Below are 20,597 nucleotides of genomic sequence, written 5' to 3' on the forward strand. Positions count from 1 at the left end.
CAACAAAAAGGCAACTTGAAGTATGACGGGTATACAGGCTTATTATTGAAATTTATTACCACATCAGATGACCAATTAACGGGGCGAGTACCACCGTGACGACGCCAGCTAACATCATCACCAGACTTGAAACTACCCCTTCCGTTTGCCCTATTTCATAAGCTTTAGCTGTTCCGGCACCGTGAGACGACGCCCCTAACCCCGCGCCCTTTGCCATACCGCTGCGTACCGCGAGCCGAAGAAACAAAATATCGCCAATGGCCATACCAAATACGCCGGTAATGACGACAAACAAAGCGACTAAATCTGGCTGCCCTCCCATTTGCTTAGCAGCCTCTAATGCAAATGGCGTCGTGATAGAACGGACAGCGAGACTGCGTTGTACTTCTTCAGACAGAGTAAACAACCGTGCCAGCCACACAGAGCTGCACACGGCGACAATAGTGGCCGTGATAACGCCCGCGCTCAGTGACATCCAATGTCGGCGGATAATCGCCATATTTTCATAAACAGGCACTGCAAATGCGATAGTCGCTGGCCCTAACAACCACAGCAGCCAATGGTTCTCTCCCATGTAATCCTGATAGGAAACGTGGGTTATGACCAAGAAAAGCACCAAGATCAATGGCGTTAAAACCAGCGGCATCATCCAGATACTGTGTAGGCGGCGATAGATTTTCTTATTGGCAAAATAAAGCCCAAGCGTCATCAATAAGCAAAGGATGCTGATAGTTAAACTGCTCATGCGATATCTCGTTTATGTGCTGCCGTTTGTTTCTTACGCTGCATATAAATTTCAAAACGATAGACTTTATCCACAACCAGAGCTGTTAGCCCAAGCGTCAGCATAGTGCTCACCGCAATAACGGCAAAAATCCGCCAGCCTTCTATCATTAACAATGAGGCATAGTTCACGACAGCAACCACCGCAGGCACAAAAAACAGCAGCATTTCAGCCAGCAGCCAACGCGATCCTGCTTTCACCCATTTAATCGGCAAGACGCGCAAAACGATCATCGCCAATAGCATCAACATACCTACGATATTCGCCGGAAGTGGTAAATGAAATTGCACCACAACCCACTGCGCAACCAGAAAGAGTCCAGCATACAAAGCGACCTGAACAGGCACCTGTAAACGACTAAGGACGAACGGCGCGCGAGAGCGCAACGCCAGAGACATGGGTAACCTCAGAATGAGAAAAATGTGAATGAGCGCACAGTATAGGCAAGAAACAATACCTGCATAAAATGAATTAATATTATTGCCATCATGCCAAATTGGCATACTTTAGGGTTTAACAACTCACATCGTTCTCAGGAGAGATCATGGATGTCAGAACGCTGCGCTATTTTGTAGAAGTGGTACGCCAACAAAGCTTTACCCGCGCCGCAGAAAAACTGTTCGTTACTCAGCCAACCATCAGCAAAATGCTGCGTAATTTAGAAGATGAGCTGGGCTGCTCATTGATAATCCGTGAGGGACGCCGCCTGCATCTCACCGACAGTGGACAAGCCGTTTACCAGCGAGGTCTGGCGATCCTCGATCAGTTTAGTCAGCTAAAAGCTGAACTTGAGGACATTGGTACGCTCAAACGCGGCCAGCTTAAATTGGGTATCCCTCCAATGGTCGGAACACAAATGGCAGGGCTAATAAGCGAGTTCCGTCAGAACTACCCAGGGATTGAATTAATTATCTCCGAGTTTGGAGGTCTTACCGTTGAACAAGCATTACTATCCGGCGAATTGGATTTAGCCCTAACGGCTCTTTCCGGCGACATCGACCCTGCAATTGCCTCACTGCCGCTGTTCAGCCATCCTCTCTGTGTGCTGTTACCCCGTTCCGAGACTTGGCTAGGGCGCACCAGCATCCATATGGAAGAGCTAGCAGAGCAAAACATTTTGATCTACAACGAAGATTTTGCACTCTACAAACAGCTCATGCAGGCTTTTGCCTCTCACAATGTGAGCCCACAAATAGCCGTGCGTAGCGGTCAGTGGGATTTCCTCGCCGCGATGGTTCAAGCCAATGTAGGGATTGCCATTCTGCCCGAACCCGTTTGCCAACGGCTCGATCCGAAAACACTCTTATGGCTTCCCCTAGAACCGAAACTCATGTGGGAACTGGGCTTGATTTGGTGTGAAGGACGTTATTTATCTCACAGTGCGCAGGCGTGGATTGCCCGCTGCCGAGAGTTTTGGCCAGACGGTGTGATGCATCCAGAGTGGATAACGTTGAAGTAATAGACACCTATCGAGTGGTGCTCTATCTTCCAAGACTGAAACGTGAAAGAAATAAAAACAGCACAAATAAAGGGAGCACGCTCTGGTACTCCCTTGTTGAACACCCACCATGAAGCATGAAATTACCTATGCAGTCAGATGGGCGCAACGCTACAGCGCCCAGCCCACATAGACAACACACCCCACGTATTAGCTCTTCTCCACCAACAATGCTTCCAGCAAATCCAGATCGTGCAGCAACTTCTGCAAGGTCTCATTACTGATTTTTTGGGTAGCACGTAAGTGGTAAAGCTCACCGCGTTCTGCACGTAGCGCGGTCAGTCGGAAACGACGCTCAAGGTTCTCAACCTTGCGCATCTCTTCTGCATTCTCTTTGGTACTGATACGGCGGCGTAAACTCCCGATCACGCGTGAGCTGACTTCGGTCAGCAGTTGAGGATCGATATTTTCTTCGGTATCAACTTCCAAACGTTCCTGCATTTTCTTCAGGCTTTCAATCGCAACTTCTGCCGTAACAGATTTTGCCATTGTCTCTTCATCACGATAGGTATTGCTATCCGTAACCTCCATCCCCTTCAGCAGCAGCGGTAAAATCACTACCCCCACAATAAGGGAGAAAAGAATCACACCAGTAGCGATGAATACCAGCTGATATCGCCCAGGGAATGGCGTCCCATCGGTCAAGAATAGGGGTATTGAAAGCACACCTGCCAGAGTAATCGCTCCGCGAACCCCAGCAAAAGAGGCAATCCACAGGTCACGCAAACTGTAGCTGGCAAACTGGAGTGGATTACGTTTCATAAAACGCAGGCTTAGGCGGCGCATGCACCACAGCCACAGGAATCGTAATACCAGCAGAACCGCATACACTAATGCAACATCAGCAAACAAATACCATGTCTGAATCGTCGGGTCTCGTTCAGCCTGAATGATCGAACTTTCGAGGATCCCCGGCAACTGCAAGCCCAACATGATGAAAACCATGCCGTTAAACACAAATTCCAACATCGCCCACACGCTGTTTGCACGCAGGCGCATTGTCAACGGTGCATTACGTATAACGCCCGATTGGCTGATCGTCATACCCGCAGCGACTGCGGCCAAAATCCCCGAGACGCCAGCATGTTCGGCGATCAGATAGCTGGCAAAAGGCAACAGCATCAGAAGGACAATTTGCGTTGCCGGATCATCGCCAGACCAGCGGCTCATTACCCGTAACGATTTACTGTAAAGCCACGTCACTGCGACACCGGCCAATAAACCACCGATAGCCACTTTAAGGAACTCAAGCGTTGCGCCTCCCACGGTGAACACCATGGTGCCCATCGCGACGGCAATCGCAAACTTGAGAGCCACTAGGCCTGACGCATCGTTCATCAGGGCTTCGCCTTCCAATACACCCATAATGGTTTTTGGAATACGCCCCTTGCCAACAATCCCACCTAACGCCACGGCATCCGTTGGCGATAGCACTGCGGCCAATGCAAATGCGGCAACCAGAGGAACCTCTGGCAGCAAGATATGCAGAAAATACCCCACGCCTACGACCGTAATTAATACCAACACCAGAGCCAGACCTAAAATCTCACGCCCGTGGTGTAAAAACTCTCGCGTTGGGGTTTTCCATCCGTCTGCAAACAGTAACGGAGGAATGAATAGTACGAGGAAAAGTTCAGGATCAAAGTCAACGTGAAGGCCAAAATGCGGCCAAGCGAGCAGAGCCCCGATAGCGATCTGCATCAGCGGCAACGGTATCTGAAACGGCAACATACGCGTTACCACCCCAGACAAAGAAACCACTAGGATCAGGATCAAAATAGTAAAGAAGATTTCCATGCTTTCCTTAGTCTCACTACAAAGTACAACCGCATTTTGCTCATTAATACCGTGTCAAACATATCACTTTATGAATTTTGTCCTAAAGGAAAAAGTGTGCAAATAGCCTGAGAATTACCTGAAAGTAACCAATGGTATTATTTCTGTTGAAGATTACTATGACAATTCCTAGTACACAAAAAAATAAAGGCGCCCCGAAGGACGCCCTTAATGTTATTCGTGAACAACTAACGCGAAACCTGCTGACGTTAGATAGCCCAACCACCGGCATAAAATGCCACCAATGCAATCGCGATAATCACGGTACCAATGTTCAGTTTTCGCCATTCATTAGAGAAGATTCTCCCGACAACCAGAGTGGTGAAACCTAGCATAATGCCGGTAACGATGTTACAGGTCAGCACGATAAACACTGCGCACACCAGACCAGACATGGCATCAACGAAGTCGTTAAAGTCGAGTTTAGAAACGTTGCTCAACATCAGCAGACCAACATACATCAACGCTGGCGCAGTAGCATATCCAGGGACCAGATAAGACAGAGGAGACAGGAACAAAATCAGCAGGAATAAAATGCCAACAACGGTGGCAGTCAAACCGGTTTTACCCCCCGCCGCCGTACCCGCGGCGGATTCAATGTATACCGCCGCTGGAGATGCACCAACAAGGCTGGAGATAATGCTGCTTACGGAGTCAGCGGTTAACGCTTTTCCGCCGTTGATAATCTGCCCATCTTTGTCTAACAAATTCGCTTGCCCCGCCACCGCACGAATCGTACCGGTAGCATCAAACACCGCCGTCATGACCAGAGCCAGAACGCTTGGCAGAACCACAGGTTTCAGAGCGCCCATGATATCTAAGCTAAAAATCAGTGAAGAACCATCTTCGGCAGTTAGGCTTGGTAACGCAAACAACCCTTGATATTTCACGCTAGGGTCAAAAATCAGCCCGACAATAGAAATACCAATAATCACAAGCAGAATGCCGCCAGGAACTTTCAGCTTTTCCAAACCAAAAATGATAGCCAGTCCAAGTAGAGACATCATCACAGGGAAAGAAGTAAATGCGCCCAACGCAACTGGCAGACCTTCGATTGGATTCTTAATAACTAAACCCACACCGTTCGCGGCAATCAGCAGCAAGAATAAGCCGATACCAATCCCTGTACCGTGTGCAATCCCCATCGGTAAGTTTCTCAGTATCCACGAACGAATCCCGGTCACTGAAATCAGGGTGAACAGAACCCCCATAAGAAACACTGCGCCCAAGGCGACAGGGATACTAATATGCTGCCCAAGTACCAAGCTAAACGCAGTGAATGCCGTCAATGAAATCGCACAGCCAATCGCCATTGGCAGATTCGCCCACAATCCCATCAGTAATGAGCCAAAAGCGGCAACCAGACAGGTCGCAACAAACACCGCAGCAGGAGGAAAACCCGCTTTACCCAACATACTTGGCACAACGATGACCGAATAGACCATCGCTAAAAAGGTCGTAAGGCCAGCCAGTACTTCTTGGCGAACACTGCTTCCCCGTGCAGAAATTTTAAAGTAAGCGTCAAGCGAACCGCCCGATTTACCCGCAGACCCTTCTTGAGATGCATTGCTAGACATATTGATGTCCTCTGAGTGTTTTAACATTGCGCATGATGACAATAATTTTGTTCAAGATAATGAACGCCTGAACCTGCGTTTTTCTTATTACCGTAACTTTGCGATATCCATTTGCGGTACCTATTGGTGCAACAAAAACCGCAAAGCAAACGATTACCCCATCAAGCACTTCAGTCATAAAAATGGGACGGTTATTTAAGGCAAACGATTATCTGGCCTCTAAACCGTCATTTCAACAAAAGAAATCGACATTTTAGGTGCGTTCGTACACTAATTGTCCATCGACATAGGTTCTGTAGATTGAACGGTCATCTCCGAGCGTCATCATCACAAATAATTTGTCCATGAGCGTCACCGAGTTATCGTAACGAAGCTGCTGCAACGGCGTTGCCGTTGGCTCTAAAACAACAAAATCAGCCTCTTTGCCCAAGTTGAAATTACCGATGATATCATCCAGCCCCAATGCCTTAGCGCCACCGAGCGTCGCTAAATAAAACGCTTCATACGCCGACATCCGCCAGCCTTGAAGTTGCATCACCTTGTAGGCTTCATTCAGCGTTTGCAGCATATTGAACGTGGTTCCGGCTCCAATATCCGTTCCCATGCCCACCTTAATCTGTTTATGCCATGCTTTTTTCAGATTGAATAAGCCGCTGCCAAGATACAGATTAGACGTCGGACAAAACGCAATTGATGAACCGCTATCACGCAGACAGTCCCATTCCTGCTCTTCCAAATGCACACAGTGAGCAAACACGCTGTTTTTTCCGGTCAGCCCATAATGGTGATAAACATCTAGATAGTTTTTACGATCTGGATACAGGGATTTCACCCATGCGATTTCATCTTTATTTTCGCAGAGGTGAGTATGCAGATAAGTGTCGGGATATTCTTCACGTAGCCGTTGCGCCATCGCCAATTGCTCTGGCGTGGAGGTTGGCGCAAAGCGTGGCGTAATGGCATAGAGTAAACGCCCGTTACGATGCCAGCGTTCAATCAACGCTTTGCTTTGGGTGTAGCTGGTTTCAGCCGTATCAAGCAGATAGTCAGGCGCATTGCGATCCATCATGACTTTGCCTGCGATCATGCGCATATTGATGTTATGAGCGGCTTCAAATAAAGCGTCAACGGATTCGGGATGCACGGTTCCAAACACCAACGCCGTTGTCGTACCATTGCGCAAAAGTTGTTTGATAAAGAAAGCCGACATCTCACGCGCATACTCAATATCGTTATAACGGCGTTCAGCTGGGAAAGTGTGCTTATTCAGCCATTCCAACAGCTGCTCACCATAGGCTCCAACCATTTCACTTTGTGGATAATGGATGTGAGTATCAATAAAGCCTGGAACAATCATTTTGCCGCTATAGTCACGAACACGAATGCCTTCAGGTATGAGATGTTTCCCTTCCTCCCATTGACCAAACCACTCCACTTTCCCATTACGAATAAGCATTAAGCCGTCTTCAATAAAACGGAGATGAGATTCAATCTCCTCGGGCTGTTCCACTGTTTTTACAATGTCTAAAAAATTACCGCGTATCGCTTTTAAAGATTTTTGTTCAGACATGATCCTTTCTCCATTACATGTCAGAGTGGCAAACCATTATTTCGCTTGAGTAAAATTCTCGGTTACAGGCTTAATTAGTTCTTCCAACTCATCTTCCTGACCATATTTTTTCACGTGTGGGATCAATAAGTTAAGAATGATGGCGGTTACCCCTCCCGCGCAGATAGGGTTTTCGAACAACACATAGACAGAATCAGGAAGCACGCGGAAAATTTGTGGGTCATAGGAAACACCTAGCCCAATTCCAAGTGCCGTGGCCACAATCAGCGTTTCACGCCGATCCATACCGCCACACAAAATAATTTTTATCCCCGCCAGAGCAATCATGGAAAACATCAGCGTCATCGCACCACCAAGGATTGGCGCAGGAATCGTCGTAAAAAATCGCCCGATAACAGGGAACAATCCCAGTATCACCAAGATTGCTGCGATGTATTTACCGACATGACGCGACGCCACACCGGTCATCTGGATAACCCCGTTGTTTTGCGCAAAAGTGGTTAATGGCAGTGAGCCCAGAGCACAAGCGATAACTGAAACCAAACCATCCGCTAATACGCCACCGGATAACCGCTTGTCATACTCCTCTCCCACGATAGGTCGTTCGGAAATAATGGCCGTTGCCGTTATGCTACCGACGGCTTCTAAAATGCTTAATAAGTAGATAGTGGCCGCGACTAAAAACGCGTGGAAATCAAATGAGAATCCATATTTAAACGGTTGAGGGATCGTGATGATGGGAAGATCTTTCAACGTAGAGAAGTCGACAATCCCCATAAATAACGCACAGATATAGCCGACAACCAGCCCGATCGCGATCCCCCCCATCCGCAGCAGTGCATTCTGGCAGCAGTTAAAACCGATAACGACGCACAACACCAGAAAGCCCAGCCCCAGATTTTGATAGCTACCAAAGGAGCCATCGCCTTTTGCCGGTAATCCGCCACCGAAATCAATAATCCCGACCTTGATCAGGCTAAGGCCGATCATCAGGACCACCACGCCGCTGACCGTTGGGGTGATCACTCGTTTTAGATAGGGTAAAACCTGTGAGGATGCGACGACCAAGAACGCCCCGACAAAGGCAACGCCCAACAAAGAGGAGATGATTGCCTGCTCATCGAGCCCTTCTTTTTTCATCGAGCCGCCTAGCGCAATCATGACGGTAACGAAGGAGAAGTTCACAGACTGAATGGAAAGCAAACCCGAGCCAACACGCCCAAATCGGTTTACCTGAATGAAAGTGCCAATACCGGAGGCAATCATTGCCATAGAAACCAGATAAGCGGTGATTTCTGGCGATAATCCAAGTGCCGTGCCGACAATCAGCGCAGGCGCTACCATCGGAACAAAAATAGCCAACAGGTGAGTTACCGCACCAATCAACATTTCATGTAACGGCGGCTTATCATCTAGATGATAAATAAGCTCAGAGTCACTCGCATAGGGGTGCTCTTGTTTAACGGTTTTATCTGCAACTTGCTGTACATCAGACATTTTCTACTCCAGTGAGAAATTTAATATCTGATTCAATAAATGCGGGAAAAACCATGCAGAAACCCTGCCCGGATTAAATGAATCCAGACTTAAGTCCATGCTTAGTTAACTATTGAATCGTAGAGATGCGGGGATTACCCCGCATCTTATTACGCTTACGCCTCGAGTTTATTCAGTCCTCGGAGGATTTTTTCCGGCGTGAAATGCCACTCTCGCAACCAAACGCCGCATGCATCGTGAATCGCCGTCGCAATGGCAGGAGCAGCTCCGTTTACACCGATCTCAGAAATCGACTTCGCACCGAAAGGTCCAACCTTGTCATCGCTTGGCACCAAAAATGCGCGGAAGTCACGTGGTATATCGCCAATCTTCGGCGCACCGTAGGTTTGTAGATCGCGGGTAATCGGATTACCGGTTTTGTCGTAAATCAACTTCTCGGTCAGGCTATGCCCGATAGCTCGCATTGACGCACCGTAGATTTGCCCTAATGCCAGTTCCGGGTTTACCGGCGTACCGCAATCGAGCAGGGCGTAAAACTTATCGAGCCTGATCTCACCGGTGCGCACGTTAACGGCAACCTCGGCAAAGTTAGCACCGAATGGGAAAGCAAAATCAGGGGTAATATAGCTTGCCGTCGCCACCAAAGTACCAAAACCCGTTCCTGTTTCAGCCTTATGAGCAATCTCGGCAAAGCTCACCTCGCCTTGTTTTCCGCGCACAATGCTTGGAGCCACAATAGTCACGTCCTCAATAGGCTCACCCAGCATCTGGGCTCCGTGGAAGCGGATTTTCTCTTTCAGATTTTCAGCCGCCTTCTTGGCCGCATTACCTGAGAAACAGGTTCCCGAGGACGCATAAGCCCCCTTATCAAAGAGCGCGTGATCGGTATCACCCGAAATCACATGCACGTCAGCCAGCGGGCAACACAGCACTTCGGCGGTAAGCTTGGTCACGACTGTATCGAGGCCGGTACCAATATCAGCGCCACCGGAATGAACGATGATGGTGCCGTCAGACTCCAGCTTCACCATACAGTTTGCTTGGTCGATATCTGGGATCCCCGACTTTTGCATGATGATCGCAACACCCTGACCAATCCTCCAATCGCCCTGCGGAGCTTTATTCTCGCCCCAGTTCATCAGCTCGCGTCCTTTGCGCAAAATAGGCTCCAACGCACAGCTAGCCGCCGTTGGTACCGATGTCGGCATTTTCCCCTCGCCGATGGCCCCCAGAATCTTCAGCTCTTGCCCCTCAGTGACTCGGTTAATCTCGATCATGTCCAGCAGATCGATATCAAGCTGCTCGGCCAACTCGGCTAACGCCATAGTGAGTGCAAAGTTACCTTTTGGTGCGCCATAACCTTGATACGCGCCCGTTGGGCAAATGTTGCTGTAGTAAGTCGTGACTTGGAAGTTAACGTTGTCGCAAGGGTATAGCGGCAACGAAAGCGCTGGGCCATTGCTTGGAACGGTGAGTGAATGGTTACCATAAGGGCCGGTATTGGCGCGGAAGTCCATATCGATGGCTGTCAGCTTGCCCTCTTTCGTGGCACCAATTTTGACCTTAACTTTGGCAACGTGCCGTGTCGTATTGCTGATAAACTCTTCTTCGCGAGTGTAGTGGAAATAGACCGGACGGCCCGTAACGCAGGTTGCCCATGCGCATACTTCCTCTAGCAAAATATCTTGCTTGGATCCAAATCCTCCACCGACGCGCTCTTTGATAACGTGAACTTTATTTTGTTTGAGCCCAACCAAGCGCGCTACCTGACGCCGAACATGCCATGGCACCTGAGTAGATGCGTGGATCACCAACCGTTCGCCGTCCATGTAGGTGAAGCAAATGTGGGTTTCTGTCGGACATTGCTGCGCCTGCGTAGACTCATACGTGCGCTCAATAACAACATCTGCCTGAGCAAATCCCTTCTCAACATCCCCAATACGGCCGTGCACGCCTGCGGCTATATTTTTATGTGGCTTCGCACCAATCGGGAAGTTGATGATCATGTGCTCGCCCCGCGTCGCCGAGCCCCGATTCTGCACCTCAAGATCGGCCGGTGCGCCATTGACATAAACAATAGGCTCATCGTGGACCAGCGGAGCATCTTCAGCCATTGCCTCATCAATCGACATCACTGGCTGTAACACTTCAAAACTGACGTCGATCAGCGCCAATGCGGCTAGAGCGATCTCTTCACTTTCAGCCACCACCGCGGCGACACGATCTCCCACGTGACGCATCTTTTTACCAAACATCCGGCGATCTAGCGGCGAAGGTTCTGGGGCACTTTGTCCGCCAGGTGTGTAGTAAATGTCTGGGCAGTTCAAGTGCGTAATGACATGCACCACGCCTGGCAAGGCTTCTGCTTTGCTAACGTCTAAATGCGTGATCAATGCATGAGGGTGTGGACTGCGCAGCATCTTGATGACGCAGGCATTTTCAGGAATACGATCTTCGACATAACAAGGTTTAGCCTGCACCATTTTGGCAGAATCGACCTTTGGGCACAGCTTGCCTACCACCTGAAGATCGTCGCGAAACTCAGGGGCAATTTCGCGCTGGCAAAAAGGATCGTTCATGCGCGCCTGAGCCAGCTCAACAACCTGATAAAACTGCTGATAGCCTGCATCACGGCTAAATAATCCCGACAACGCATCGTCGATCTGCGCACGTGAAGGTGAGGAAATACGCTCAAGGAGATCGGTCAGGATCAGCGCCGCAGCAGGATCATTGTATCCCGACTGCACGATGCCCACATCGACCATGGCTTGCTGAACTGGGCTAAGCTGATTCCAAGTTCCGAGCGATTCAGCGGTACGTACCACAGAACCGTCAAGCTGAGCGGCGATCAATAGAGAAGCATTGACAATCACGCCATCAAAAATGATCGCATCTGAACCCGCAAAACCAAAACCGTCATCGCTATTACGGACAGAATGCAGCCCCAGATTGAATAAGATTTTTTGTACATTATCGCCCGGCTCGCATGACAGCGTGCGTGGCGTACCGTTTAGCGTAAAGCGAATGTTCATATCACTTTTCCTCACTCATCTGTTGGCAATCAGCCAGCAGTTCTGCAACGACAACACCCGCGATATAACGCTTGTATGCTTCGCTGCCTCCGATATCAGCACGTGGATGAATGACATCGCTCACGGCTTTTTCTAATGCATCATCACTAAGACCGCGCGATTCCACATCGCGTAACCGAATGGGGTGCTCTGAGACACCGTCCAATGCAATTTTCATTTCACCTTTGGCGGTTAATGCAACGGCCGCAGTGACCACCGCCAGCCCAGCGGCAGAACGGGCAACTTTACGCGTCGCGCAGCGACGATAAGGCTCGGGCAGGATCACTTCAAGCAGCAGATCGTCGCGATCGTGACATACATACTCTTCTAAGCTCAGCGTCTCACCGGTCGCTGTGACGACTTGGGCATCTAATGCAAACAAAACGGGCAGTAAAACACGTTCTTTTTGCTTGGCCACTACTTCACCCGCCAGCGAAGCCTGATTACGCAGATGACGAGAGTAGATAAAACCCAGCGCGTTGCGCAGCGACTCTGGGATTAACGGAGTATCAATGAGAGCCTGTAATTTAATCTGAGCACCAATATGCAGTTGACCTTGTTGCCAACTCACTTTATTGAGTCCTAATTTTGATAAATCGATAGCGATCTTTTTTGTGGTTTTGGTCGGTGTCGCATTGAGTTTGCTCCCTCCGCCAAAATAGACCGCCTGATCCTGAAACTGGCGCTTGAGCTCAAGCGCCTGCTTTACAGATTCTGGCCGATAAAATTGCTCAATCATTTTTCATCCTCTTGTTATTCTCCCCATAAAGGGCAAACCGCCCCTCAATAAGGGGCGGTATAACATTTATGCCAATGAATCCATCCGCTTCCACAAGCGCTCTGCGACCTTGTTGGCCTCAGCATAGATTGGCGCGACATCAAACGGGAACTGGCCGTTTTCATAAACAAAGCGCCCTTCTACCATCACACTTTTCACACTGCCTGCCCCCATGCCGAAAGCAAGATGCCCGCCGATATTCTGCGCGGCCAAAGGCGTAGGTTCTGGATAATCGCAAACGGTGAGATCGGCTTTATATCCCGCCTCTAAGCAGCCAAAGCGCGCACCAAAGTTGCGTTCCAGCAGACGGTTGCCGTTCCATAGGAAACGGGTAAAACTGTCTGGCCATAGCGGCCCACCCGCATCACGATGTTTAAAGAACGCAAATTTCAGTTCTTCAAACATATCTGAGCCAATACCGTCCGTACCCAACGCTAAATTCCGGTACTCGCCAATACGATGGTTATAACCAACATGGTTATTCATATTCGAGCGGGCGTTATGTACCAAAAACGCATCCTGCTGATTGATGATTTCAATATCCGCAGGTGAGAGATATAAACCATGTGCCACCAGCGTTTTGGCATCTATCAGATCATGCTCCGCGAGGCGGACGATCAAATCCTTACCGTATTTATCGTGGCTGTGGGAAACATCATAGCTATCTTCCGCTGCGTGGATATGGAGACCGCGTCCCGTCGCCTTAATGGCTTCACGCAGCATATCCAAACCCGCATCTGATACGGTGAAAGGCGCATGAGCACCGATGTGTGCTTCAACCAAATAGGGTTCATCCCCACGTTTTTTGGCTGAGTCAATCTGCTGCGCAAAAGCGATGTTTTCCTCAACTCCGGCCTGAAGCTCTTTATTGCCACCGTTGCGATCGGTTGTTTCAAAACAGGTCATGCCACGCAGACCCGCTTTGATAAAACCTTTGCGTAACGTGTTAAGTGACCCAGCAATGTAGTTTGGCGACGCGTGGTGATCGATAACCGCCGTACAACCGCTCTTAATGGCTTCCAGTGAACAAATCAGCCCGCTGTAATACAGCGACTCCTCATCTAAAGCGCGATCTAAACGCCACCAGAGATTTTTTAGCGTAGAGATAAAGTCTGGGCTTGGTGCAATATTGGCCATAATCCCGCGCGACAACCCAGAGTAAAAGTGGTTATGCGCACACACAATTCCAGGCATCACCAGTTTTCCCTGCATCTCTTTGACCTGAGCCTGCGGGTATTTAGCCGCTAACTGATGGCCCACTTCTTTGATCAACGCCCCTTCAACCGCAATATCTACACCGTGCTGCACCGACGCAGGTTCAAACTGCACAGCGGTGACATTTTTAAGAATAAGCATCATTAAACCTCCACGTGGCCAAGTAGATAGTGATGGTGGTTGTGAACATGGCTAATGATGCGGCACATGTCTTCCAACTCAGCGGGAACTTCGTCCAGTTGGCCGTGTTCATCAATATGCAGGTGCCAGATTTGCTTGCCCTGACGTACGCTGACGTTTTGTTCATCAACATAGAATCCAGGGTTGGTGCTGTTGGTAAAATCTTCTGGTAGGCTATAAATCGTGATTTTGTCTTTGTAAGGTTTGCCTTCCCACGGGCAGAACTGCGCACAGTTACCACATTCGTTGCAATAAGCATCTAAATGCAGGGTTTGGAAACGGTCATGGAAACCTGGGACGGCGATTGAAACGTTGGCACGGTTAGGACAAACATCAACACACTTGCTACAAATGTAGTTACATTCCAAGCAGCGCTGAGCTTCCTGAGCGACAAAGGCTTCACGCTCTTCTTTATCAACCATCACGACGCTGATAGCGCCCTTACGCTGATAAATTTCGGCAGGATCGACATTCGACCACTGTTTGTCATGGTGATGTGAGCGAATGTTTTCGCGCTTAAGTACCTCATCTGTTGCACGTCGAGCAGTGCCAATAGCGGCAACGATAGAAGAAGGTCCGTTTTGCACGTCCCCAATCAAGAACACGTTAGGACGGGTGGTTTCACCGGCCTCGTTCACCACCGCAGGCCAACCCTCGGCATTCAACGGCACGCCCATAGCGTCTAACGCTGCACAGTCAGCCTGTTCACCAATGGCGGTAATGAGCGCATCCATCTGCAGTTTAATGGTTTTATCCGTTGCAACTGGACGGCGACGCCCTTTCTCATCAGGCTCCCCCAGTTCCATAACGCGCGCAACTAATGTGCCATCAGCATCAAACTGTTCTGGGTTCGTCAGGAACATAAATTTCACGCCGTCTTCCACCGCTTCTTCATACTCTTCGCGGTAGGCTGGCATTTCATTCAGGGTACGACGATAAATAACGGTGACATCTTCAACGCCCGGAACTTTCAGCGCAGCGCGCGCACAGTCCATCGCGGTATTACCCGCCCCGACAACGGCAACATGACGGCCAAGAGAAAGCTTATCGCCACGGTTGTAGCTGCGCAGGAATGGCAGAGATTTGTAGACATTGCGGTTATCACCAGCCAGTTTCACGCCGCTATTTTTGTCGGTGCCGATACCGACGAAAACATAGCTAAAGCCTTGCTGCATCAGCTTATCGACGGTTAATTCTGGGTCGCAGCCGAACTCAAACTTCACGCCGTGGGCAGCAACAAAATCGATATCATGCTGGATGGTTTCTGCAGGGATACGGAACTGAGGAATAATGTTTTTCACTACCCCGCCCGCATTAGCCTCGCGCTCAAACAGCGTGACCTGATAGCCCGCACGAGCCAGGAAGTAACCAGCAGAAAGACCCGCAGGCCCTGCGCCTAACACCGCAACCGGATGCTTAGAGCCAGAGCCCGCAGGTTTATGCCAACGTTGCTTGTATTCATCCCAGCCTTTTTCCAAGGCGACTTTTTTCAGCTCGCGGATATTTAGCGCGCTGTCGTAATCCAGACGTGTACAGTTGTACTGGCACTGGTGATCGCAGATATGTCCAGTGATCGCAGGTAGCGCATTACGCTGATAAATCAGTTCTAATGCATCCGCATAACGCTGCTCGCCAAGCAGGCGAATATATTCAGGAATATCCTGCTTAATGGCACAGGCAGTAACACAAGGAGCCACATAGCAGTCAGTCATTGGTAACGGGCCACCCGCATCGATGCGATCCTGAGCTTTCCAATGTTTCTGAGTGTATTCCATGCTGACCGCTTTCTTCGCCAGCGCTTCCAGACGCTCAACGTCGACTTTAGTCATGCCCCAAGTATCAGACTGATCCAGTTCACGCATGCACTCTAACTGGCGTAAGTATCCACCCGGCTTGAGTAAATCCGTTGCCATGGTGATTGGGCGAATACCAGTATCAAAAATCTCGCGAATATTAAATTTGCTCGCACCACCAGAGTAAGAAATGGCAAGTTCGCCATTAAAGGCGCGAGATAGCACCGCGGCCACGTTGATAGACAGAGGGAACAGTGCACGGCCCGACATATACATCTCTTCGCCAGGCAGCGCGCCTTTGTGGTTGATGGTGCCGAGCGTGTTAGTCAACTTCACGCCAAAACTTAGCTGTTTTTCTTTGCCGAGAGCAATCAGCCTTTGCAGCATGGAAATCGCCTGTTCCAGCTTCAAATCATGTTCGAAAGACTCTTCTTTCAGGCCGATATAATCAAAACCGCAGGTATCTAAGATTTCACGCACACGTGGATAGCCGAGCAGGGTTGGGTTCAGCTTAACAAAGGTATTGAGCGCCTTCTCTTCCAACATATAGCGGCAAATGGCTTCAATCTCATTTGGAGGGCAACCGTGCATCGTTGACAACGTGACGCCATGTACCATCTGCGCAGGGATCTGCTGTGGCAGCGAGCTGAGCTGTGCCGAACGAGATTCAAGGGCTAAACGTTGAGCAAAGTCTTTGTCGCCAATGAAATTGGCCAGAATAGACTGATACTCGGCATATTTTGGATGTTGGGCAGAATCCATCATATTGTGAATGAAATTCTGCATTGGCGGCTGTTTAATACCTTCTAGGTTATAGCCAACGCTCATATTGAAGATGAAAGACTTTGCTTCACCTTGAGTACGTGGATCAAAAATAGCTTCTAACAGATGCAGCACAAACCATGCTTTTAGATATTCGTCGTGTGCTTTTTGGAGGGTAAATTCCGTCGACCACTCGGTGTTAAAGCATTCGTCTTCAGCGTCAATACAGGGTTTATCTAATTCTAAACGGTCGAGGATCTGCACCGTTTTCAGCTCGATAAAACGCCCACCGGTAAGCCAAGAAACAATGATATTTTGCGCAAGCTGCGTGTGTGGCCCAGCGGCTGGGCCCATTGGGGTTTCGCAAGTTTCGCCAAATACCTTGATGAGTCGGTCATTGTCTTTACGATAAAACTGCTGTTCCGGTATACCGAAGATTGAGCGGCTTTCGTGGTATTCTGCAAAAACTCGCGTCAAAAGCTCCTCGAAAGGAACGGGGCGCATGATATCTCCCATGACTATCTCCTTGCTACGACATGCTCAAATGTAAAATGGCAGAGGATTCACAATCCTCTACGGATAAGAGATATCAGCAACAATCGAGCCAATGGTTTGCACTCAGAAATAAAAACATTAATTTCGTGAGCTAAATCGAATAGCAATTTTTATTTGTGAATCCGCTCACTAAACAAATGAGAATATAAATCAATGCCGCACAAGACCACAATTACATCTGCAGCCTACGAGTGAATCAATTATCAAAATAGAATAATACAATATCAGTTTGATAAGCATTGAGACTTGAACACCTAAAAAATGAGAGCGCAATCGATAAACTAATATATAAAAAATAACAACGATATTATTAGCCAGTAATTAAATTAAGCATGGGGAATACCAAGCAGTAATTGATATGCTTCCGGTGTATCTATATCCATAATCGTCTGAGGCTGATTCATATTTAAATAGCGATACTCACCTGCAAGCAAAAACTCACGCATTGACGTCATGGTGACATCATCCATGCAGGCTTGCTGTATGATTTTTTTAGGCAACAAAACAGGATGTCCGGGGGTTCCCTGATGACAAGGCAGCAATGCGTAAGGACCGCGCTTCAGCCAAATCTGATGGTAGATTTCACGGTTTAAGCAAGGGATGTCTCCATGAGTAATAAAACAATACTCTGTATTAACACTTTTCCCCGCAGCTTGGATCGAAGAAAATAAACCGCTAGCATAATTATTATTTATAATAACTGTGATATCACTCTCATTATTATAACGCGCCAACAGTTCTTCACCGCGATATCCCACGACTAATATTATTCGCTGACAAAATTGACGTGCATTTTCTATACTTGAATCAAGGATCGTTCCTCCTTTATAAGGTAGCATCATTTTCCATTGCCCCATTCGAGAGGAAAGACCCGCTGCCGTAATGATGCAATCTACGTTTTCACGCGGACTCATATCCGCTATTGGCGATATAACCGCTCGTTGATGCTTTCCTAATTTATGATTCATCATTTCTCCTCGGCATGGCCTTTAATAAAAACTGATGATACCCAACATTGACGTGCTATTTAATGATGTCGTTTCAAATGTACAAAACAAACGCTCTTATCTTATCAGCCTGATTGGTGCTGGCGGGAAAACCAGTACCCTGTTTTGGCTAGCTCAGTTTTTTGCTCAGCAAGGACTCAGCGTATTGATCACCACGACCACCCGTATGTACCGTCCTAAATCTTCTCAAGCTCATCCCATTATCATCGAAAAAGATTATTGGCCCACGCTCCGTCAACAGACAAAGGTGCCAACACGCCACCCTAAAATCGTAGCACTCTTCACGGAATATAATGCGAACACACAAAAAGTTTCCGGCATTACCCCCGAACAGGCTGACGAATTAAATCGCGCCCATCTTTTTGACATTATTTTAGTCGAGGCAGACGGCGCACATCAGAAACCACTAAAAGCCCCTGCAGGGCATGAACCTTGCATCCCCCTCAGTAGTAACTGTGTGATTGCGTTAACCGGAGGGAGTGTCATTAATCGCCCCGCAGATCCTGAACATATTCATCGTTGGCCCATTTTCGCCGCCGTTTGTGGCATTAAGGCCGATGATGAGCTGAAACTTTCAGTATTTGAAAAATTTATCTCACATCCTGAAGGCATGTTCAAAGGCGTCCCCGAGCGTGCACTGCGCATCTGGCTGATTAACCAACTTTATCAGATCGATAATGCTCTTTTAGACACGCTGAATGGCCTACTGGAATCCCAACCTGAGTTAAGTGCTATTTGGGTTGGCGCGGTTCAAGAACACCCTCCCATTACGCATCAGCTACGCCAGCCACACACATGAATTGACGAACTATCACTGGGATCTTGAGGTTGCTATGAACATTTTTGCGCAAGCAGCACGATTGGAAGAAGAAAACAGGCCTTTTGCGTTGGCTCAAATTATTGAAAGCCGAGGTTCAACCCCTCGGCACTCCGGCCAAATGCTGGTGCTGGCTGATGGCAGTATCTTCGGCACTATTGGTGGCGGCATGGTTGAACGTTTAGTTATTGAGCAAGCGCTCGAAGCATTGTCTGAGCGTAAAGCTCGGGTTTTCCACGGGCGCATGGCGCGTAATGGTCAAGACGCTGTAGGCTCGGACTGCGGCGGTGCGATGTCGGTTTATATTGATGTGCATGGTTTGCGTCCTCGCTTAATTTTGATCGGCGCAGGACACGTAAACCGTGCAATTGCACAGGCGGCAGCGCCCTTAGGCTTTGATTTACACGTCGCCGATACCTATGCCTCCAGCTTAGATCCTGCCCTTTTTCCTGCAGGTACTACGCTGGTACATGCTGATAGTTTCAGCGCTGTCATTGAAAAGCTCAACATTGAAAAAGAAAACTTCGTTATCATCGCGACAAATAATCAGGACAAAGAAGCATTGGATGTGCTGATTGAGAAACCATTATGCTATTTAGGATTATTGGCGAGCCGAAGAAAAGTTCAGACCTTTACCCAAGCACTACGCCAGCAGGGAGTATCAGCAGCGCTCATCGAACGTTTACATGCCCCAATCGGCTATAACATCGGCGCAGAAACGCCAGAGGAAATTGCCGTAAGCATTTTGGCTGAAGTCTTACAGGTCAAAAATCAGGCTGCCGGCGGCTTGAAACAGGACGATGTAAGGCTAAAACGCGACAAACTCGTCGTTATCCGAGGTTCCGGCGATATTGCGACTGGTGTTGCGCTCAGGCTTTTCCATTCGGGTTTCCATGTGATCATGCTAGACATCGCGAAACCTACGGTGATCCGCCGTACCGTCGCGTTTGCTCAAGCTATTTTCGATGGGGAGGCCAGCGTTGAAGGCGTCACTGCCAGAAAAGCGAATGGGGTCGACGAAGCATTTAGCATTCTCGATCGTGGTGAAATTCCAGTCTTAGTGGATGAAAAAGCCAGCTATCTTGATGAACTAAAACCTCACTTCTTGGTTGATGCTATTTTGGCTAAACAAAACTTGGGCACCCACAAGGATATGGCGCCGATAACCGTGGCGTTGGGCCCTGGATTTAATGCAGGCCACGACTGCGATGCCGTCATTGAAACAAACCGAGGACACTATCTAGGCCGTGTTATCTATCAAGGATATACGCAGCCCAACACGGGTATTCCAGGCAATATCTCCGGGCATACGACCCGTCGTGTTATACGAGCTCCCGCTTCAGGCATCATGCACTGCTGCGTTGCGCTTGGCGATCTCGTTAAAGAAGGCGATGTGATGGCACATATTGGCGAAACACCAGTATTTGCGCCATTAACCGGCATGGTGCGTGGCTTGCTGAGCGAAGGATTAGAGGTCTGCGAAGGATTTAAAATCGGTGATATCGATCCACGCGGCGCTGAGGCCGATTATATGACGGTTTCAGATAAAGCGCGCGCGATTGGTGGCGCCGTTCTGGAAGCAATGATGAAGTTGGATCGGAAACATTAATTCTGAATATTCGCCCGCTTCCGTTGAAATCAGGAAGCGGGCGACGCA

Annotated in this window: 14 protein-coding genes; 3 read left to right on the forward strand and 11 right to left on the reverse strand. The window is 48.8% G+C overall.

Translation table 11 applies throughout. From position 1 onward, the window contains the following. Positions 1–55: 55 nt before the first annotated feature. The gene (locus HMPREF3091_RS19835) at positions 56–745 is read right to left on the reverse strand and encodes an LrgB family protein (RefSeq protein ID WP_004097056.1); all 690 of its coding nucleotides are present in this window, start codon (positions 743–745) and stop codon (positions 56–58) included. Next, a complete protein-coding gene (locus tag HMPREF3091_RS19840; RefSeq protein WP_008815414.1) occupies positions 742–1,182 on the reverse strand; it encodes a CidA/LrgA family protein in 441 nt (146 codons plus the stop codon). Before HMPREF3091_RS19840 ends, HMPREF3091_RS19835 begins: the two co-directional genes overlap by 4 nt. Positions 1,183–1,328: 146 nt before the next feature. On the opposite strand from HMPREF3091_RS19840, the gene HMPREF3091_RS19845 reads away from it, so the two are divergent. Further along, positions 1,329–2,243 (forward strand): LysR family transcriptional regulator, encoded by a 915-nt coding sequence (locus HMPREF3091_RS19845; protein WP_070718340.1) that lies wholly within the window; start codon positions 1,329–1,331, stop codon positions 2,241–2,243. A gap of 189 nt (positions 2,244–2,432) precedes the next feature. On the opposite strand, the gene HMPREF3091_RS19850 is transcribed toward HMPREF3091_RS19845, so the two are convergent. From HMPREF3091_RS19850 to HMPREF3091_RS19895, 9 genes are all read right to left on the reverse strand, one after another. Beyond that, entirely contained in the window at positions 2,433–4,079 is a 1,647-nt protein-coding gene (locus HMPREF3091_RS19850; protein ID WP_004097049.1) for a Na+/H+ antiporter, read from the reverse strand. Positions 4,080–4,327: 248 nt separating this feature from the next. Further along, positions 4,328–5,695, reverse strand: coding sequence for an NCS2 family permease (locus HMPREF3091_RS19855; protein WP_004097047.1), 1,368 nt, complete (start codon positions 5,693–5,695; stop codon positions 4,328–4,330). Positions 5,696–5,948: 253 nt separating this feature from the next. Then, positions 5,949–7,265, reverse strand: a complete 1,317-nt coding sequence (gene guaD, locus HMPREF3091_RS19865) for a guanine deaminase (protein ID WP_004097045.1) — start codon at positions 7,263–7,265, stop codon at positions 5,949–5,951. A 36-nt stretch (positions 7,266–7,301) separates the two neighbouring features. Beyond that, on the reverse strand, positions 7,302–8,762 hold the full coding sequence (locus HMPREF3091_RS19870) for a nucleobase:cation symporter-2 family protein (protein ID WP_004097044.1): 1,461 nt from the start codon (positions 8,760–8,762) through the stop codon (positions 7,302–7,304). 155 nt (positions 8,763–8,917) lie between these two features. Further along, complete coding sequence (locus HMPREF3091_RS19875; protein WP_070718347.1) at positions 8,918–11,794, reverse strand: molybdopterin-dependent oxidoreductase Mo/Fe-S-binding subunit; 2,877 nt, start codon at positions 11,792–11,794, stop codon at positions 8,918–8,920. Between the two features lies 1 nt (position 11,795). Beyond that, positions 11,796–12,572 carry a molybdopterin-dependent oxidoreductase FAD-binding subunit gene (ygfM, locus tag HMPREF3091_RS19880; protein ID WP_004097042.1) on the reverse strand — a complete coding sequence of 259 codons (777 nt, stop codon included), beginning with the start codon at positions 12,570–12,572 and terminating at the stop codon, positions 11,796–11,798. 66 nt (positions 12,573–12,638) lie between these two features. Next, positions 12,639–13,967 (reverse strand): putative aminohydrolase SsnA, encoded by a 1,329-nt coding sequence (ssnA, locus tag HMPREF3091_RS19885; RefSeq protein ID WP_070718405.1) that lies wholly within the window; start codon positions 13,965–13,967, stop codon positions 12,639–12,641. Positions 13,968–13,969: 2 nt separating this feature from the next. Next, the gene (gene ygfK / locus HMPREF3091_RS19890) at positions 13,970–17,077 is read right to left on the reverse strand and encodes a putative selenate reductase subunit YgfK (RefSeq protein ID WP_070718350.1); all 3,108 of its coding nucleotides are present in this window, start codon (positions 17,075–17,077) and stop codon (positions 13,970–13,972) included. Positions 17,078–17,442: 365 nt separating this feature from the next. Continuing rightward, positions 17,443–18,087, reverse strand: coding sequence for an NTP transferase domain-containing protein (locus HMPREF3091_RS19895; RefSeq protein WP_246840031.1), 645 nt, complete (start codon positions 18,085–18,087; stop codon positions 17,443–17,445). Positions 18,088–18,118: 31 nt separating this feature from the next. On the opposite strand from HMPREF3091_RS19895, the gene yqeC reads away from it, so the two are divergent. Together yqeC and yqeB are read left to right on the forward strand one after the other, a co-directional pair. Then, positions 18,119–18,922 carry a selenium cofactor biosynthesis protein YqeC gene (gene yqeC, locus HMPREF3091_RS19900; RefSeq protein WP_070718353.1) on the forward strand — a complete coding sequence of 268 codons (804 nt, stop codon included), beginning with the start codon at positions 18,119–18,121 and terminating at the stop codon, positions 18,920–18,922. Between the two features lie 34 nt (positions 18,923–18,956). Next, positions 18,957–20,549, forward strand: coding sequence for a selenium-dependent molybdenum cofactor biosynthesis protein YqeB (gene yqeB / locus HMPREF3091_RS19905; RefSeq protein WP_070718357.1), 1,593 nt, complete (start codon positions 18,957–18,959; stop codon positions 20,547–20,549). The last annotated feature ends 48 nt before the right edge of the window (positions 20,550–20,597 follow it).

Origin of the sequence: Hafnia sp. HMSC23F03 (genome assembly GCF_001816025.1) — a bacterium.
Taxonomy (GTDB): domain Bacteria; phylum Pseudomonadota; class Gammaproteobacteria; order Enterobacterales; family Enterobacteriaceae; genus Hafnia; species Hafnia paralvei.